This is a genomic window from Streptomyces sp. NPDC086777 (assembly GCF_040702065.1).
Classification (GTDB): Bacteria; Actinomycetota; Actinomycetes; order Streptomycetales; family Streptomycetaceae; genus Streptomyces.
Genome location: NZ_JBFBJI010000004.1, coordinates 134,911 through 150,844 on the forward strand (window position 1 = coordinate 134,911; position 15,934 = coordinate 150,844).

Annotated in this window: 14 protein-coding genes, 1 tRNA gene and 2 pseudogenes; 8 read left to right on the top strand and 9 right to left on the bottom strand. The window is 69.6% G+C overall.

Annotated features, from left to right (window positions below; all coding sequences use genetic code 11):
* Positions 1 to 9: 9 nt before the first annotated feature.
* Positions 10 to 348, bottom strand: a complete 339-nt coding sequence (gene wblA, locus AB0472_RS07440) for a transcriptional regulator WblA (protein ID WP_132856581.1) — start codon at positions 346 to 348, stop codon at positions 10 to 12.
* Positions 349 to 908: 560 nt separating this feature from the next.
* Between wblA and AB0472_RS07445 the strand changes: the two genes are divergently transcribed.
* Entirely contained in the window at positions 909 to 3,215 is a 2,307-nt protein-coding gene (locus AB0472_RS07445; RefSeq protein ID WP_366354227.1) for a transglycosylase domain-containing protein, read from the top strand.
* Positions 3,216 to 3,370: 155 nt separating this feature from the next.
* On the opposite strand, the gene AB0472_RS07450 is transcribed toward AB0472_RS07445, so the two are convergent.
* Positions 3,371 to 3,838, bottom strand: a complete 468-nt coding sequence (locus AB0472_RS07450; protein WP_366354229.1) for a GatB/YqeY domain-containing protein — start codon at positions 3,836 to 3,838, stop codon at positions 3,371 to 3,373.
* 103 nt (positions 3,839 to 3,941) lie between these two features.
* Between AB0472_RS07450 and AB0472_RS07455 the strand changes: the two genes are divergently transcribed.
* The 3 genes from AB0472_RS07455 to AB0472_RS07465 all read left to right on the top strand — a co-directional run bounded on the left by AB0472_RS07455 (position 3,942) and on the right by AB0472_RS07465 (position 5,847).
* On the top strand, positions 3,942 to 4,868 hold the full coding sequence (locus AB0472_RS07455) for a metallophosphoesterase (protein ID WP_366354231.1): 927 nt from the start codon (positions 3,942 to 3,944) through the stop codon (positions 4,866 to 4,868).
* Positions 4,869 to 4,937: 69 nt separating this feature from the next.
* Positions 4,938 to 5,699 carry a Pr6Pr family membrane protein gene (locus AB0472_RS07460; protein ID WP_366354233.1) on the top strand — a complete coding sequence of 254 codons (762 nt, stop codon included), beginning with the start codon at positions 4,938 to 4,940 and terminating at the stop codon, positions 5,697 to 5,699.
* A 74-nt stretch (positions 5,700 to 5,773) separates the two neighbouring features.
* Positions 5,774 to 5,847: transfer RNA gene (locus AB0472_RS07465), tRNA-Pro, on the top strand.
* 67 nt (positions 5,848 to 5,914) lie between these two features.
* Here AB0472_RS07465 and AB0472_RS07470 read toward each other — a convergent pair.
* The 6 genes and pseudogenes from AB0472_RS07470 to AB0472_RS07495 all read right to left on the bottom strand — a co-directional run.
* Positions 5,915 to 6,539 (bottom strand): annotated as a pseudogene (locus AB0472_RS07470) (tyrosine-type recombinase/integrase); the annotation flags it as partial.
* A 125-nt stretch (positions 6,540 to 6,664) separates the two neighbouring features.
* The gene (locus tag AB0472_RS07475) at positions 6,665 to 7,384 is read right to left on the bottom strand and encodes a class I SAM-dependent methyltransferase (protein ID WP_366354235.1); all 720 of its coding nucleotides are present in this window, start codon (positions 7,382 to 7,384) and stop codon (positions 6,665 to 6,667) included.
* Positions 7,381 to 7,890 carry a hypothetical protein gene (locus AB0472_RS07480; protein ID WP_366354655.1) on the bottom strand — a complete coding sequence of 170 codons (510 nt, stop codon included), beginning with the start codon at positions 7,888 to 7,890 and terminating at the stop codon, positions 7,381 to 7,383. The genes AB0472_RS07475 and AB0472_RS07480 overlap by 4 nt, the downstream gene beginning before the upstream one ends.
* 2 nt (positions 7,891 to 7,892) lie before the next feature.
* Entirely contained in the window at positions 7,893 to 9,167 is a 1,275-nt protein-coding gene (locus AB0472_RS07485; RefSeq protein WP_366354237.1) for a molybdopterin-dependent oxidoreductase, read from the bottom strand.
* A gap of 632 nt (positions 9,168 to 9,799) precedes the next feature.
* Positions 9,800 to 10,636, bottom strand: a complete 837-nt coding sequence (locus tag AB0472_RS07490) for a hypothetical protein (protein ID WP_366354239.1) — start codon at positions 10,634 to 10,636, stop codon at positions 9,800 to 9,802.
* 90 nt (positions 10,637 to 10,726) lie between these two features.
* Complete coding sequence (locus tag AB0472_RS07495) at positions 10,727 to 11,341, bottom strand: TerD family protein (protein ID WP_366354657.1); 615 nt, start codon at positions 11,339 to 11,341, stop codon at positions 10,727 to 10,729.
* A gap of 217 nt (positions 11,342 to 11,558) precedes the next feature.
* Here AB0472_RS07495 and AB0472_RS07500 point away from each other — a divergent pair, with 217 nt between their 5' ends.
* Positions 11,559 to 11,819: a hypothetical protein gene (locus AB0472_RS07500; protein ID WP_366354241.1), complete on the top strand. Its 261-nt coding sequence runs from the start codon at positions 11,559 to 11,561 to the stop codon at positions 11,817 to 11,819.
* Positions 11,820 to 12,435: 616 nt separating this feature from the next.
* Positions 12,436 to 13,422, top strand: coding sequence for an SDR family NAD(P)-dependent oxidoreductase (locus AB0472_RS07505; protein WP_366354242.1), 987 nt, complete (start codon positions 12,436 to 12,438; stop codon positions 13,420 to 13,422).
* A 228-nt stretch (positions 13,423 to 13,650) separates the two neighbouring features.
* Here AB0472_RS07505 and AB0472_RS07510 read toward each other — a convergent pair whose 3' ends face one another.
* The gene (locus AB0472_RS07510; RefSeq protein ID WP_366354244.1) at positions 13,651 to 14,559 is read right to left on the bottom strand and encodes a helix-turn-helix transcriptional regulator; all 909 of its coding nucleotides are present in this window, start codon (positions 14,557 to 14,559) and stop codon (positions 13,651 to 13,653) included.
* Between the two features lie 185 nt (positions 14,560 to 14,744).
* On the opposite strand from AB0472_RS07510, the pseudogene AB0472_RS07515 reads away from it, so the two are divergent.
* A pseudogene (locus AB0472_RS07515) lies at positions 14,745 to 14,855 on the top strand (aldo/keto reductase); the annotation flags it as partial.
* 50 nt (positions 14,856 to 14,905) lie between these two features.
* Entirely contained in the window at positions 14,906 to 15,934 is a 1,029-nt protein-coding gene (locus AB0472_RS07520; protein ID WP_366354245.1) for an alcohol dehydrogenase catalytic domain-containing protein, read from the top strand.

Below are 15,934 nucleotides of genomic sequence, written 5' to 3' on the forward strand. Positions count from 1 at the left end.
CTGTCCGGTCTAGCTCACGGCCGCGTAGTTCTCGTACACCTCGTCGCTGTCGAGGGGGACGATTCCGGTCCCCCGCTCGTACTCCGAGCGCGCTGTCTCCAGGAGCCTGCGCCAGGAGGTCACGGTGGGCCGCCTGCGCAGCAGTGCGCGACGCTCCCGCTCCGTCATGCCTCCCCACACGCCGAACTCGACGCGATTGTCCAGCGCATCGGCCAGGCATTCCGTGCGTACCGGACATCCGGTGCACACCGCCTTGGCCCTGTTCTGCGCTGCTCCCTGAACGAACAGTTCATCCGGATCGGTAGTGCGGCAGGCAGCCTGCGCACTCCAGTCGGTTACCCAGCCCATACCGGCGCCGTCCTCTCCCGAATCGAGGCTCCCCCACGGCGGCAGCGGCATATTCACCGCCGCCAGTTGAGGACGTTACGGAAGGTGGGCACAGCGCAACACCCCCTTCGGGCCCAATCTTGAATGGCCCGAACGGACTATGGGTAAGCGGCAGATCACCCGCGGGAGTGAGCTGGCGACATGCGTGATGATCGCGGCAAAACCGGACAGCCTTGATGCGCCACAACGGACGCCGAGTGACACACGAGGCGGATTCGGACACGCCATCAACACCACACCCGAAAAAAAATGGGCAGGTTCCGAAACGATTCGGGGTCGCCGGACGTATTGATACGTGGCCGCACTGCTGTGACAGTTGAGAGCAGCTTAGGCCAAGGCCTGTCCGCGTGTCCGGCGAATGGCAAGGTAGACCGTCCATGTCGTCGTGCCGTCGGGCCGTGCATGCCGTGCGGTAGGACGGGGCGATCCGGGTCGCCCCCTATGTCACGATCCTGCACTCGAACATCCCGAGAGCCACCCGCTCCCCCGGAACCCCCAGGACTACGGATTAGGCTGCCCCCATGCCAAAGAAGCGCTCGGGCGGTGGTCTGTCGACCACGCAGCAGGCCGCCAAGTTCCTCGGTGTCAGTGTGCTCGCGGGAGCCGTGATGGCGGGCATCGCGCTGCCCGCGGCGGGGGCTCTGGGCCTCGCGGCCAAGGGTTCGGTCCAGGGTTTCGACGACATCCCGGCCAACCTCAAGAGCCCGCAGCTGAGCCAGCGCACCACCATCCTCGACAGCAAGGGCAACAAGATCGCCCAGGTCTACTCCCGTGACCGCACGGTGGTGGAGCTCAAGGACATCTCGCCGTACATGCAGAAGGCGATCGTCGCGATCGAGGACTCGCGCTACTACCAGCACGGCGCCATCGACCTGAAGGGCGTGCTGCGCGCGCTGAACAAGAACGCGCAGAGCGGCGGGGTCGCCCAGGGCGCGTCCACGCTCACCCAGCAGCTGGTGAAGAACTACTTCATCGAGGAGGCCGGCGACGACCCGACCAAGGTCGCCGAGGCCACCCAGCAGACCCTCGGCCGCAAGGTCAAGGAGCTGAAGTACGCGATCCAGCTGGAGGAGAAGCTCGGCAAGAAGAAGATCCTCGAGAACTACCTGAACATCACCTTCTTCGGCGAGCAGGCCTACGGCGTCGAGGCCGCCTCCCAGCGCTACTTCTCCAAGCACGCCAAGGACCTCAACCTCCAGCAGTCGGCCCTGCTGGCCGGCATCGTGCAGTCGCCGAGCCGCTACGACCCGGTCAACGACGAGGCCGAGGCCACCAAGCGGCGCAACGTCGTGCTCGAACGCATGGCCCAGCTCGGCGACATCTCCCAGGCGGACGCCGACAAGGCCAAGGAGGCCCCGCTCGGCCTGCAGGTCACCCAGCCGAAGAACGGCTGCATCACCGCGGTCAAGGGCGCCGGGTTCTTCTGCAAGTACGTCGAGAACGTCTTCCTGACCGACCCGACCTTCGGCAAGACGCGCGAGGCGCGCGCCAAGCTCTGGAACCAGGGTGGCCTGACCATCCGCACCACCCTGGACCCGCAGGCCCAGGACTCGGTGCAGGCCTCGATCAAGGACCACGTCTACAAGTCCGACTCGGTCGCGGCCGCAGCCACCCTCGTGGAGCCCGGCAGCGGCAAGATCCTGGCGATGGGCCAGTCGAAGCCGTACGGCTACAACAAGAACGAGACCGAGTACAACTTCTCGGTCGACCGGGACTACGGCGGCTCCAACTACGGCTTCCCGACCGGCTCGACGTTCAAGCCGTTCGTGGCCGCGGCCGCCATCGAGGGCGGCAAGCCGGCGACGCAGGAGTACTCGGCGCCGTACAAGATGAACTACCCGAGCCCCGTGCAGCAGTGCGACGGCAAGCAGTGGGTCAACACGGAGAACGAGCAGGTCGAGAACGAGAACGAGTCCGAGGTCGGGCCGTACCAGATGAAGAAGGCGATGGCGAAGTCCATCAACACCTACTTCGTCCAGCTGATCTCCGACATCGGCCTGTGCCCGGTGGTCAAGATGACCGACTCGCTCCACGTCCACCAGGGCGACGGCTCGAAGCTGCCGCAGACCCCCTCCATCGCCCTCGGCGCGATCGGCCTCTCCCCGCTGACCATGGCGAGCGCGTACGCAGCCTTCGCCGACCGGGGCATGTACTGCACGCCGGTCGCCATCGAGTCGATCACCCAGAAGGTCGGCAACGAGCAGAAGTCCATCCCGGTCCCCAAGTCGACCTGCTCGCGGGCGATGAGTGAGAAGACCGCCGACACGATCAACACCCTGCTGCGCGGTGTGATCGACTCCGGTACCGGTCAGCAGGCGGGCCTGGACGACCGGGAGAGCGCCGGCAAGACGGGTACGACGGACTCCCGCAAGAACGCCTGGTTCGTCGGCTACACGCCCAACCTCGCGGGCGCGGTCTGGGTCGGCAGCGCCAAGCAGAACGTCGAGATGACCAACATCACCATCGGCGGCGTCTACCACTCCGAGGTCTTCGGCGCCGACACCCCGGGCCCGATCTGGAAGGACGCCATGGCGGGCGCCCTGGAGGGCAAGGCCGACGAGTCCTTCAACCTCGTGGACATCCCGGACGAGAACGACCACGACAAGGGCCACGGGAACGACAACGGAAACGGCGGCAACGACAACGGCGGCGTGATCGGCGGTCTCATCGGCGGCCTGACCACGAACGGCGGCACCAGCGACGGCGGCACGACGAACGGCACGACGAACGGCGGCGCCAACCCGAACCCGACCTTCTCCTTCCCCGACGGCTTCATCCAGGGGAACACGAACGGGGGCCGCAACGGGAACGGCGGAGTCCGGGGCTGATCTTCAGCCCCGGCCCCCGGGCCGGTATCCGGACCCGGGACCGGTCCTCGGCCCGTGGACCAGGGCCGGCCCTCGGCTCCGACCCGGTACGACGGTGGGGCCGCACCTCTCGGAAGAGGTGCGGCCCCACCGTCGTACCGCCTGTCGCTGCTCTCTCAGCCCTGGAGCCGCTTCTTCACCGCGGCGGCGACGCGGCCACCCTCGGCCAGGCCGGCCACCTTCGGGTTCACGATCTTCATCACGGCGCCCATGGCCCGCGGCCCCTCGGCGCCCGCCGCCTTCGCCTCCTCCACGGCCTGGGCGACGATGCCCGCCAGCTCCTCGTCGCTGAGCTGCTTGGGCAGGTATCCGGCGAGGACCTCGCCCTCCGCCTTCTCACGCTCGGCGCTCTCGGCACGGCCGCCCTGGGTGAAGGCCTCGGCCGCCTCCCGGCGCTTCTTCGCCTCCCTGGCGATCACCTTGAGCACCTCGTCGTCGGAGAGCACACGCTTCTCCTTGCCCGCGACCTCTTCGTTGGTGATCGCGGCGAGCGTCATCCGGAGCGTGGCCGAGCGGAGCTCGTCACGTCCCTTGATCGCGGCGTTGAGGTCGTCCTGCAGCTTCGACTTGAGCGTGGTGGTCATGACACCGATTGTCGCAGGTGCCGCACGCCCGACGCCCGCCGATTTACCCACCTCACGTACCGCCCCGTCTCTGAGCGCCCGCTCGGTCTGACACGATGGTCATATGCGCGCTCGATACGGAGTACCCCTGGGAATCGCGGCGTTCGGCGCCGCGGGTGTGTTGTACGCGGCCGGTTACGAGGTCCGTTCCTTCCGCCTGCGCCGGGTGACGGTCCCGGTCCTCCCGCCCGGGATGCGCCCGCTGCGTGTGCTCCAGGTGTCCGACATCCACATGGTGAGCGGCCAGCGCAAGAAGCAGCGCTGGCTGCAGTCGCTGGCGGGCCTGCGCCCGGACTTCGTGATCAACACGGGCGACAACCTGTCGGACCCGGAGGCCATCCCGGAGGTACTGGACGCGCTGGGCCCCCTGATGGAGTTCCCGGGCGCGTACGTCTTCGGCTCCAACGACTACTACGGCCCCAAGCCCCGCAACCCCGCCCGCTACTTGCTGGAGAAGGTGAGCGGCAAGCACGGCCTGAACGGCAACCCGCCGGTCGTCGGCGCGATCCACATCGACTGGGAGCAACTGCGGGACGGCTTCGACGGGGCCGGCTGGCTGAACCTCACGAACACGAGGGCCACGCTGAAGATCGAGGGCGCCTCGGTCGAGCTGACGGGACTGGACGACCCGCACATCAAGCGCGACCGCTATCCGCAGGTGGCGGGCGGTCCGTCCGCCACGGCGGACTTCTCGATGGGCGTCGTGCACGCCCCGTACCTGCGTGTCCTTGACTCCTTCACGGCGGACAACTACCCCCTGGTCCTGGCCGGCCACACCCACGGCGGCCAGCTCTGCGTCCCCTTCTACGGCGCCCTGGTCACCAACTGCGACCTGGACGCGGACCGGGTGAAGGGCCTGTCCACGCACACGGCCGAGGGCCGTACGTCCTACCTGCACGTCTCCGCGGGCTGCGGCACCAACCGCTACACCCCGGTCCGCTTCGCCTGCCCGCCGGAGGCGACGCTGCTGACGCTGGTGGGCCGGGAGTAGACCCGCCCCCGTAGCCCACTCGGCGTAGACAAAATGCCGGACATGCCCCTTTATCCATAATTTGGGGGCATGACGACTCCTCCGATACCCAGGGACATTCCCGACCTCCCCGCGGTCCCGGGGACGCCCGTACTCATACCCGGGCACGTTCCGGCGACGGCCGTGGTCGCCCCCGTCCGCCGTCCCGTGACCGCGGTGTTCCGCCTCCTGACGGCCGTGCTGGCGTCGGCGGGCGTGGCGCTGGAGCTGCTGCTGGGCAGCTCGGACCGGATCCTGAGCTACTTCGGAGTACAGGCGGCGATACTCCTGGCCCTGGTCAGCCTCGCCTCGGCCCGCCGGGCCTGGCTGGCGGGGCGCCCCCTGCCCTCGGCCCTGACCGGCGCGGCCCTCCTCTACGCCGTGGTCTCGTCCCTGGTCTACCACCTGCTCCTGGGCCACACGACTCCCCCGTTCTCGATGACGGGCTCGACGCACCTTCCGGTGGCCTGGCACGGGCAGTGGCTGGCCCTGCAGCTCCTCTACACGGCGGCTCCCGCGGCAGCGCTCCTGGACTGGCTGATCCTCACGCCCCCGGGCCGCCTCCACCTCCGCCAGACGCCGGCGTGGATGCTGTACCCCCTGGCCTACCTGGCCTTCACCCTGGTCCGGGCGGAGCTGCTCCTTCCCGGCACGCCGGGCCGCTACCTCTACCCCTTCCTGGACGCCGACCAGCACAGCTACCGCGCCATCCTCGCCAACAGCCTCCTGATCGGCCTCGCCTGCTACGCCCTGGCAGTCCTCCTGGTAGCCCTGGACCACACCCGCCCGAACCCGGTCGGACGCCGCCCCTAAACCGGATTTCGTCTCCAGCCACCAGTGGGCTAAAGTAAACGACGTCGCCGCGACAAGCAGTACAGCAGCGACACCGGGGTGTAGCGCAGCTTGGCAGCGCGCTTCGTTCGGGACGAAGAGGTCGTGGGTTCAAATCCCGCCACCCCGACAGCCGAAACAGCAGATCAGCCACCTACTCACGTGAGTAGGTGGCTGACTTGTTTGGGGCTGCGTGTCTATCTGCGTGACTGTCGATTCCCGAGTGTCCACGACCGCTGCGGATCAGCGCCGAAGATCCCGTCCATGACCACAGCGCCGGTCCGGATCACGGACCGGATCTGCTTGCGGTGGACCTCCTCAGTCACGGCCGTACCGGAGTGCCCGACGAGCCGGGAGATCTCCTCCAGCGGTACACCCCGGTCCGACAGCAGCGGCACAAAGCTGTGCCGGAGCTCCCGAGGCGTCCACCGGTCGGGGTTGATCCCCTCGATGCCCCTCTTGAGCGCTTGGCGGAAGGCGCGTCGGACATGCGCGGCGTCGAGCGCCTTGCCCGACGGCCGAGGAGAGGACCAGCCCGTTCTCCTCCCAGGCGTCATCAGCAGCGAGCCGATCCCAGCCCTGATCTTCGAACTGCTGCCGGAGAGCTTCGACGCAACGCGCCGGCAGGGCGGGCATACGCCGGGACTTCCGGGTCTTGGTGTCCCCGCTCCGCCGGACCGAGCGGCATCCGGCGAGGTGCGGGGGTTGTGGCGGATCGAACTCGGGACGCCCCTTCAGGAAGACGTGGTCCCAGGTGAGGGCGCGCAGTTCCTCGGTACGGGCCCCAGTCAGCAGCGCGACGACCATGTGCGCGTACATCGAGGCTGGCGAGCCGGCAATGCATCAACTGCCGAGGAGGACCCCCGGCAACAACGATCGTAACTGGTGGTCACAGCGTGCCGCGAAGAATTCGACTCGTCGTGCGGGGGACCGACGCAGCGTCCGGCTCAGACTGCTGTGCCGGTGTCTTCCGTCGCTGCGAGGGTTCCGTCAGGGCGGTCACAGGATGGCCCCTCGTGGGCGAGGGCGGCGAAGCAGCGGTGTCCGCTCGTCCACTGGTCGGTGACGGCGAGGGTGAGGTCGGCGGCGATCCGGTGGAGCGCCGGTTGTCCGAGCCGCGCCCAGGGAAAGAACGGTCCGCCCTGGCGCCGGTGGTTCTCGAACCGGGCGGTGCAACGCTCCTCGAGGTCATGGGGGTCGACCTCGACGACGAGGCGCCCGGTGGGGGCGATGAGGTCGCCGCAGCGGCGCAGCAGGCCATGAGGGTCGCCTCCGATGCCGATGTTGCCGTCGATGAGCAGCACCGTCTGCCAGCCTCTCTCGGCAGGCAGCCGGTCGAAGACCGATCGGCGCAGTGCGAGCCCGCCCAGCGCGGTGGTCAGTGCGACCGCGCGAGGTGTGATGTCGACCCCGAGGGCGAAGACTCCCCGGCTCAGAAGCGCTCTGCACATGCGGCCCGGACCACAGCCGATGTCGAGGACGGGGCCGGAACAGCGTTCCAGCACGGTCCTGTCGGCCACCGTGGGCTGCTCGTGCCAACGGTGAACCGGCATCCGAATGCGGCGCCCGTCGTCCAGCCGTAGGTACACCGGTTCCCGGCCGGGCCGCAGAGCCAGGCCGTAGGGATCCTCCTCCGCGTGGCACAGGTCGTTCTCGTCTGTTGTCACAGTGCTGTGCCATGTCCGACAGGGGGTCGGCCCTCGTGGTCGCCGCGGCGACGCACGCGGCGCAGTCTCCACGCGAAGGCGACCGCGGAGGCCGCGAAGAGCACGCCGGTGATCGCCAGCCATCGGCCGAGGTAGACGTCGTAGGACAGGCCGGTGTCACCGGGGTAGGGCTCCGCCAGACGGAGGATGAGAGGGAACCAGACCAGCAGGAGGAGACCGGCCAGAAAGGCGGGAACCCGCAGGTGGTTGATCCACCGCACCGTCGGCCTGCCGGAGGCATCGGCGGCTCGGTGCCGCAGGACGGAGAGCGCCGACAGGTCGGCCAGCGAGTACAGGGGCAGCAGGATGAGGTCGTGGAGGACGGCCGCGCCGACGAACCAGATCGCCACCTCCCAGGGCCGGACGGCGAACAGGCGCACCATGGCGTAGCCGGTGAGGGCGAACGAGGCGATCAGGACGAGCAGGTGCAGGGGTCCGGAGCCGTACCAGCGGCCGAATCGTGCCATGGTCACGCCCTGAAGGTGAGCCGGTGGACCCACTTGGTGTTGTTCACGCCGGGGTTGGCCGGGACGATGACGCGGGCCGGGTAGCCGTGGTCGAGCGAGAGGTCCGCGCCGTTGACGCGGAGGGCGAGCAGCGCTCGGGGGTCGTGGATCTGGTTGCCGCGCAGCACGACCCTGGTGAAGGGGCCGGGCGGCTGGATCGACTGGACCAGGACGCTTCCCGCACCGGGGCGGCCGGCCAGAGCGGCGAGGTCGGCCAGCCGAAGGCCGCTCCAGTGCTGGTCCTCGGTGGACCATCCCTCCACGCAGGCGATCGGCAGTGCGGCCGTGTGCTGGGGCATCGCCAGAAGCTGGTCGCGGGTGAGGATCCGTGGCGCTCCGCTTCCGTGCACCTCCAGCCGCCAGGTGGGGCCGACGAGCGCGGGGGTGACGCCGACCTTCGCCGCCGTCTTGTTGATCTGAAAGCTGTTCGGACCGCTACCCGGATCGCGGTTGTGCGGAGCGAGCAGTGCTGTGCCGCGCAGCCGGCCGCCGATGCTCTGTCCGGCGGTCACGACGAGGAGAAGCAGCGATCCCGATCCCACCATGCCGAGCGCGCCGCGGCGGGTCATCGTCGGCGCGGCGGGGGCGGCCGCCACCAGGCCGTCGGGGTCGGGGGGCTCGGGCACGGTGTGGGCGAGGCCGGTGCGCAGTTCGGTCCGCAGGCTGCGCGAGCGCAGGGCCCGGTTCATCCGGCCGAGTCGGAGGCACACGTGGACGACGAAGGCGGCGATGAACACCCATGCGCCGTAGAAGTGCAGGCGGTAGAACGAGCCCGGGAAGACGTAGTAGAGCTGGATGTTGAGGATTCCGGTGACGAACTCGAAGATGACGCCGCCGACCAGCATCAGCAGGGACAAGCGCTCCAGGCCGTGGGCGACGGAGCGTACCGGCAGCCATTCGAAGAGCTTCGGGATCACCGACCACAACTTGGCCAGCAGCACCGGTACAAGGACCACGCCCAGTGTCACGTGCACACCCTGGAGCAGCCGGTAGAGCCAGTAGGGATGCGTGGGCCAGCTGAAAAGGTAGAAGCCCAGGACACCCTTGTCAGGGGTCTCGTCGTTGAGGGGGCTCAGGTCGGGGTTGTAGGCGGCGTAGGAGAGCAGCCCCGTGATGAAGAGCAGCGGAATGCCGATCAGCAGGACCAGGCCGAATGCCGAGGTCAGCCAGGGCCCGCGGATCGGACTGCGCCAGAATCCGGGGCGGAAAGGCCCCGGAGGCGGGGGCAGTTGCCCCACCCGCTGTCCCGTTGCACGAGTCCGGGCACGGCCCGCCGCCGTGGCGCGGGCCACAGTGCCGCGTACGCGCGTCAGCCGCTCCACCCGCTTCGGCCACGACCGCTTCGGTGCCGGCGTCCCGTCCGGCCCCGTGCGTCGTGACCCGCCGGTCGGGGCCGGACCCGACGGCCGTCCGCCACCTGCCATGGGCCGTTCCCTCCAGTCTTCGAACCGCTCTCACAGGAGGACGGCCCTCGATGCCACCAGCCATGCCGGACAGGCAGCACACCTACAAGCTGGCACAGCTCAGGTGGGCCGGCCGGGCCCGAGGTACAAGCGGGTGTCCGTCGCCAGCCGAATGGCGGAACCACAGCCCCGGTGATCTCCGGACTCCGGTGCCTCGTCGTCGCGTCACCCCCATCAGGAATGGATCCTGCCCTCCCGGACGTGCGGACGGATGCCCTCGGTGCCCGTCGGCAGAGGGAATCGCAGCCGATGAACAGGGCAGCCAATTCGTTGAAGCGGTAGGGCTCCACGGGAGTGGCGGCCGCCCCCTTCGATCGCCGACCGGCGTCACCACCGCGCGCACCCTGCCGGTGATGCTGCGGTTCGGTGTGGCCGGACTGGTCCGGTTCCAGGCACGGGTCGTCGTCTCACCCCGACGCCCCTGACCGATGACCCTGCAGGCGGCCCCAGTCCGCCGCGGACTCCACAGGGGTCCCGGCGAAGGCCGCCTCCAGCACCTGGGCGCGGTCCGTGTAGCCGGTGATCCGTGTGATCAGGCCGCCGGCGACGCCGAAGACGTGGTAGCCCACGCTCTGCGGGTCGGCCCGCGGCACCGGGCCGAGAATCCGCAGCCCGAGGACGGCGGCCATCGGACAGGCGAAGGTCTCCTCGGCGTTCGCCCGCAGTCCGAGCGCATGCAGGCGGGCACATCGGCTCAGCACGTGGGATCGGGTGTGGCAGCCGGTTGCGCCTCCTTCGGGAGGACTCCCGTGCACGTTCGGATGCAGAAGTTCGGCCAGCAGCGGGCGGTCGGCGGTTTCCAGGGCTTGGCGCAGGCGAGCGGTGACGAGGCTCGGGCCGGGCCCGGTGCTCGATGGCATCCGACTCTCCGCCCGCTGGGTCTGCTCGCCGGAGCTCCGCGCCATCCGCGTCGCCTCGGCCGGACGTGAGCGTGGTCCTGTCGACCTCGCCGTTCTCGACCAGGCCGGCACCGCGGCGAGTTGACGCAGATACGGCCGTTGCCTGCCGGCGAGTGCCGTGCCGGCGACGTCGCCCGTCACCGGGAGGTCGGCGAGCCGCAGGGCGAGTCGGCGCAGCCGCAGTTGCCGGGGGGTGGCGGGGACGAACCAGCGGGCGGTCCTGCGGGCGGAGCGCTGCCTGCGGTTGACGGCCGGGCGCCACAGGCGTTCGTATCCCGCGAGTGCCTCCTCCTCGTCGCACTGCGTGCCGCTCGCGCCCGCGAGCCCCGGGTGATCGTCACGCACGCCGACGAACGGGCCCGGTCGGTCCTGGACCAGATCGGTCTTGCCCGCGTGCTGGCGGCCCAGCCGGGCAGCGACTCCTGATCGGTGCGCTCAGACCGTCCCGGCCGGACGCTCCTCCGGGGTGTGACCGCTGCGGGGCCGCGGCAAGCTGCCCATCTGCAGAGTGAAGGACGCCGGGTCGCTGTCGGATCCCCGGACCATCTCGTGCATCTCCCACACGCCGGTGCCGTCCCTGACGAACTCGGCCACGGTGGTGGCGGTGGAGTCGGCGACCTGCGTGAAGTCGTCCGCCAGCAGTTCGGTGTAGCGCTGGACGACCAGCACCCCGGCGTTGTGGATGTCGCCGAAGGTCCGGCGTCCGCCGTCCTGGTGGATGACCACTCCCACCACGACCCGCCCGTAGGCGGCCGCGAGGCGGTCGAGCTCCAGCACCATCACCTCGACGTAGCCGAAGCCCTGGCCGGTCTGGCTGTGCCGGGTCATGTTGATCGTGCCGTCGGGTGACCGGCTGTCGTAGTGGACGATGTACTCCGGTCGGCCGTGGGGGTCGTCCGCGGAGTAGGTCGCGGCGACGATGTCGAGATGCCGGGGCGGTTCCCCGAAAGGGCTCGGGTCCCATTTCAGCCGTACCTCGACCTTGCCGAGCCCCTCGCCGACGCTGCTCACCGGATGTCGCCTCCCCGCACCGGACCGCTGAGGGCCCAGTCGGCCCCCACCCGTGAAGTATGGCCTGTGACCAGCGAATTGATGCTCCCTTGACGCGCTTCTCACCAGCCGGTCCGGAAGGACAGGACGTGGGTCACCCGTCGACGAGGGTCGTCTTGCCGTAGCCGGGCGGGGAGACAAGCAGCAGGAGGTCTCGGCCGACGACCGGTCGATCACGTTCACGACCAGCGACAGCAGCCGGAACGTCAGCGGAGGCGTGACGTTCGTGGTGAACGCGGACGGCAACTGGTCCATCACCGGAACCGCCCACAACTCGAACCTCCTCGTCCGCACGTTCCACTGGACGTGCGACCTGACGTGGGACGCCGCCGAGGTCACGCACGTGACCGCGAAGAAGGCCGTGCCGGGCAAGACGACCCGGACCATCGGCTCGGTGGCCTACGACCCCGACGTCCAGGGTGACTTCGCCGCCATCGCCGACCACGGCCGGGCCGACTGCGACATCGTCATCGGCTGAGTTCCTCCACCGGAAGTCCGGTGCGTCCTCCGCCAATCCGTCGTGGCTGGTCGCGCGGTTCCGCGCGCCGCTTCGAATCAGGAACGCGTCGAGGTCGAAACGTACGTGCACGTAGACGGTCGCACCACACCGCAGCGCGTTGTTGACCAGCGCGGTCAGCCCGAAGACGTGGAAGAAGGGCAGGATCGCGATGACGCGGTCGCCCTCCTCCGCGGTTCCGGTCCTGGCTCCGACGCCGGCCAGACCGCCGAGCCGCGGTGCGGCGGTGCGGCGGTGCGGCGGTGCCGCTGGTGGCCACGGTGCGCATCATCGACTGCAGATGGCCGGCCGTACGGGCGGAGATGGGCCGGGGCGCGAAAAAAGCCGAGGCCGTCCGCAGGACCTCGTTCGCCCGCTTGAGCGGTCCGGGACGACCCGATCGCCGCCGAGCTCAGCCCCGACGTGCAGTGGGAGTCCCGGCCTATCAGCCGAGAGGAAGCAGGCTCCAATCAAAGGCCCGTCTGCTTTTGATTCCCCCGCTCAGTCCCTTACGTTCGAAGTAGTCGACCGGTCTACAAATACCCGGCCTTACCCAGCTCCACATCCCTGATTACCCCATTGACTAGGACTTGAGGTCATGACATCCACCCAGCGCATCCGCACCCCCTTCGGGGAAGAGTCGACGGCCGCCGAGGTCATCGAGGGTGTTGACCTTTCCGGCAAGCAAGCAGTCGTCACCGGGGCAGCTTCGGGTCTCGGCACCGAGACCGCGCGCGCCCTCGCCAGTGCCGGCGCGTCGGTCACTCTCGCGGTCCGCGACACGGACGCCGGCGAGCGGGCCGCGGCCGACATACGCGAGGCCACCGGCAACGACGCCGTCCATGTCGGCCGGGTCGACCTGGCCGACAAGGCGTCGATAGCCGCCTTCACGAGCGCATGGACGGGGCCCCTGCACATCCTCGTCAACAACGCCGGCGTGATGCAGCTGCCCACACTCGATCGGACACCGGATGGCTGGGAGCTGCAGTTCGCGTCCAACCACCTCGGCCACTTCGCGCTCGCGTTCGGCCTGCACGACGCGCTCGCGGCGGCCGGCAGCGCGCGCATCGTGTCGCTGAGCTCCCGCGGCCACCATGCCTCACCTGTTGAGTTCGACGACATCAACTTCACCTCCCGCCCCTACGACCCGCGCCTCGGTTACGGGCAGTCCAAGACCGCCAACGTCCTCTTCGCGGTCGGGGCGACCAACCGCTGGGCAGCCGAGGGGATCACCGCGAACGCCGTCCACCCCGGCGTGATCCTGGGGACGAACCTGACTCGCTACATGGAGCCGGAACAACTCTCACAGCTGCGCGAAGCCGCGGCGGCCGGGGAATTCGGCACGTTCCAGGGCGCGCCGTTCCGGTTCAAGACGGTTGCTCAGGGCGCCGCGACGAGCGTCCTCGTCGCGGCCTCACCCCAGCTGGAAGGAATCGGCGGTCGCTACTTTGAGGACAACAACGAGGGGGAGAAGCTGTCGGCCGAGGCCGTAGGAAAGTCCCCCGGCGGCGTAGCCCCGTACGCGGTCGACCCGGACTCCGCCGAGCGTCTGTGGGAACTGTCGCTCGCTGCAATGGGCGTGTGAGCAGAATCCACGCAGGAGTCGCACTGAACTCGTGTCGATTCCAGTGCCGTTCAAGCCGGTGCGTCCCATCCAGTCGTCGTGGCGGATGGGATCCAGCCTCACTTCACAGCCAGGTGGGGGCCGATGCACGGGTACGGTTCCGGGTCCGTCTGAGGGCCCACCCACTGTCGCCTCTCGGTTCCTCTGTTCCACCCGGCCGCCGGATCGGCGTGGCCGTGACCCACGGGGTCAGCTCGGTCGGGGTGAGGTGTTTCTGTCCGAGGAGCCTGAGCTGGGCATGGCGGGGGCGGTCATGTCGAGCAGAAGCAGGGCGTCGTGGTCGGGAGTTCCGGGTTCGGCGGTGTAGACGCCGATGCGCTGGCCTGGGGTGCCCTCGACGTGCAGGGACTGGGCTGTGAGGGTGAGCATGCCGACCTGGGGGTGCTGGAACGTCTTGTGGGCGGGCTTGCGTCCGGTGACTTCGTAGCGTTCCCAGAGCCCTGCGAAGTCAGGGCTTTTGAGGAGGAGTTCACCGACGAGGTTGGTGAGGTCGGGTGCGTCGGGGGCGGTTCCGGCGATGGCGCGCAGGCGGGCGACGCAGGCGGTGATCTGCAGGTCCCAGTCGGTGAAGAGGTCGCGGGCCGCGGGGTGCAGGAAGAGGTAGCGGGCGAGGTTGCGGTGCTTGGCGGGCCAGTCGTCCAGACCCGCGTAGAGCGCGAGGCCGCCGGGGTTCCAGGCGAGCATGTCCATGCTGCGGCTGATGACGTACGCCGAGTTCGGGCGCAGCGATTCGAGCAGCAGCTTGAGGTGCGGGCGCACGGTGCGGCCGGGAGCGGGCGGCGGTTCAGGGGCGTAGCGGGCGGCGCGGGCGGCAAGGTCGCGCAGGTGCTGGTGTTTCTGGTCGTCCATATGCAGGGCGCGGGCGAGCGCGTCGAGGACGGAGGGGCTGGGGCGGGTCTCCTTGCCGCGTTCCAGGCGCACGTAGTAGTCCATGCTGATGCCGGCAAGGGTGGCCAGTTCCTCGCGGCGCAGGCCGGGGGTGCGTCGGATGCCGGCGCCGACGGTGAGGCCGACGTGTTCGGGGCTGGTCTGGGTCCGGCGGGCGCGCAGGTAGCGGCCCAGCTCGGCTCCCTCGCTGTTCGCGCTCTCGGATGCCATGACTCCAGTCTCGCCCGTCGGCCGGCCGCTCCGCGGGTCTGTGGGGGGCCCTGTCATTACCCCCGAAGAGCCCGCCCTGCCATCCACACGCGATCCGGGCCAAGGTGAATGATGAAGACGCCGGCACCCCCGCCGCTCGAACCACAGCGGGCACGACCTGCTGGGTCGAGCCCGGGTGGGGGGCCGCGGCCGGCGCCGTCACGCTGACCGACGAGCAGCTCGACAAGCTCAGCAGCCTGCCGTCCGCCGCCGGCGACACCCACACCGAAGCCCAGGCACAGATGCTCGAACGCTGACCGCACGCCTGCGCGACAGCCCAACCCCCGGTTTGGAGTAACCCCCTCTTATGCGTGCGGCAGTGATGTACGGAGCCGGAGACGTCCGCGTCGAGGACCGGCCCGACCCGGAGATCGTCAAGCCGACCGACGCCGTGGTGCGCACGGTGGCCGCATGCGTGTGCGGCAGCGACCTGTGGCCCTACCAGTCGATGCCCGCCACCGACACCGGCCGCCCCATGGGACATGAGTTCCTCGGCGTCGTCGAGGAGACCGGCGCGGACGTGACCAGCCTGAAGGCGGGCGATCTGGTCGTCGCCCCGTTCACGTACAGCGACAACACCTGCGACTACTGCGCCAAGGGCCTGCACATCTCGTGCCGCAACGGTGGCCGGTACGGCTTCGACGGCGTCGACGGCGGGCAGGGCGAAGCCGTCCGCGTCCCCCACGCCGACGGCACCCTGGTGAAGCTGCCGATCTCCGCCGACTCCGCGCTGCTGCCGTCCCTGCTGGCGCTGTCGGACGTGATGACCACCGGCCACCACGGCGCGGTCACCGCCGGCGTCGGCCGCGGGGATGCGGTGCTGGTCGTGGGGGACGGCGCGGTCGGCCTGTGCGCGGTGATCGCCGCCAAGCGGCTGGGCGCCGAGCGGATCGTGCTCGCGGGCCGGCACGAGGCGCGCACCGGCCTGGGCCGGGAGTTCGGCGCCACCGACGTCGTCGCCGAGCGAGGCCAGGAGGGCATCGCCCGCATCCGTGAGCTGACCGGCGGCGTGGACAAGGTGATCGAGGCCGTCGGCACCCGCCAGGCCCTGGTCACCGCCTTGGGCGCGGTCCTGGACGGCGGCACCATCAGCCGCCTGGGCGTCCCGCAGTACGAGCAGGGGCCGATCGGCCCGGCCGAGTTCATGCGGAACATCACCCTGACCGGCGGGGCCAGCCCGGCCCGCGCCTACATCGAGCAGTTGCTGCCCGACGTCCTCGACGGCGCGATCGCCCCCGGTCGCGTCTTCGACCGGACCTTCGCCCTCGACCGGACCCCGGACGCCTACCGGGCCATGGCCGACCGCCAGGTCCTCAAGGCACTCATCCGCCCCTGA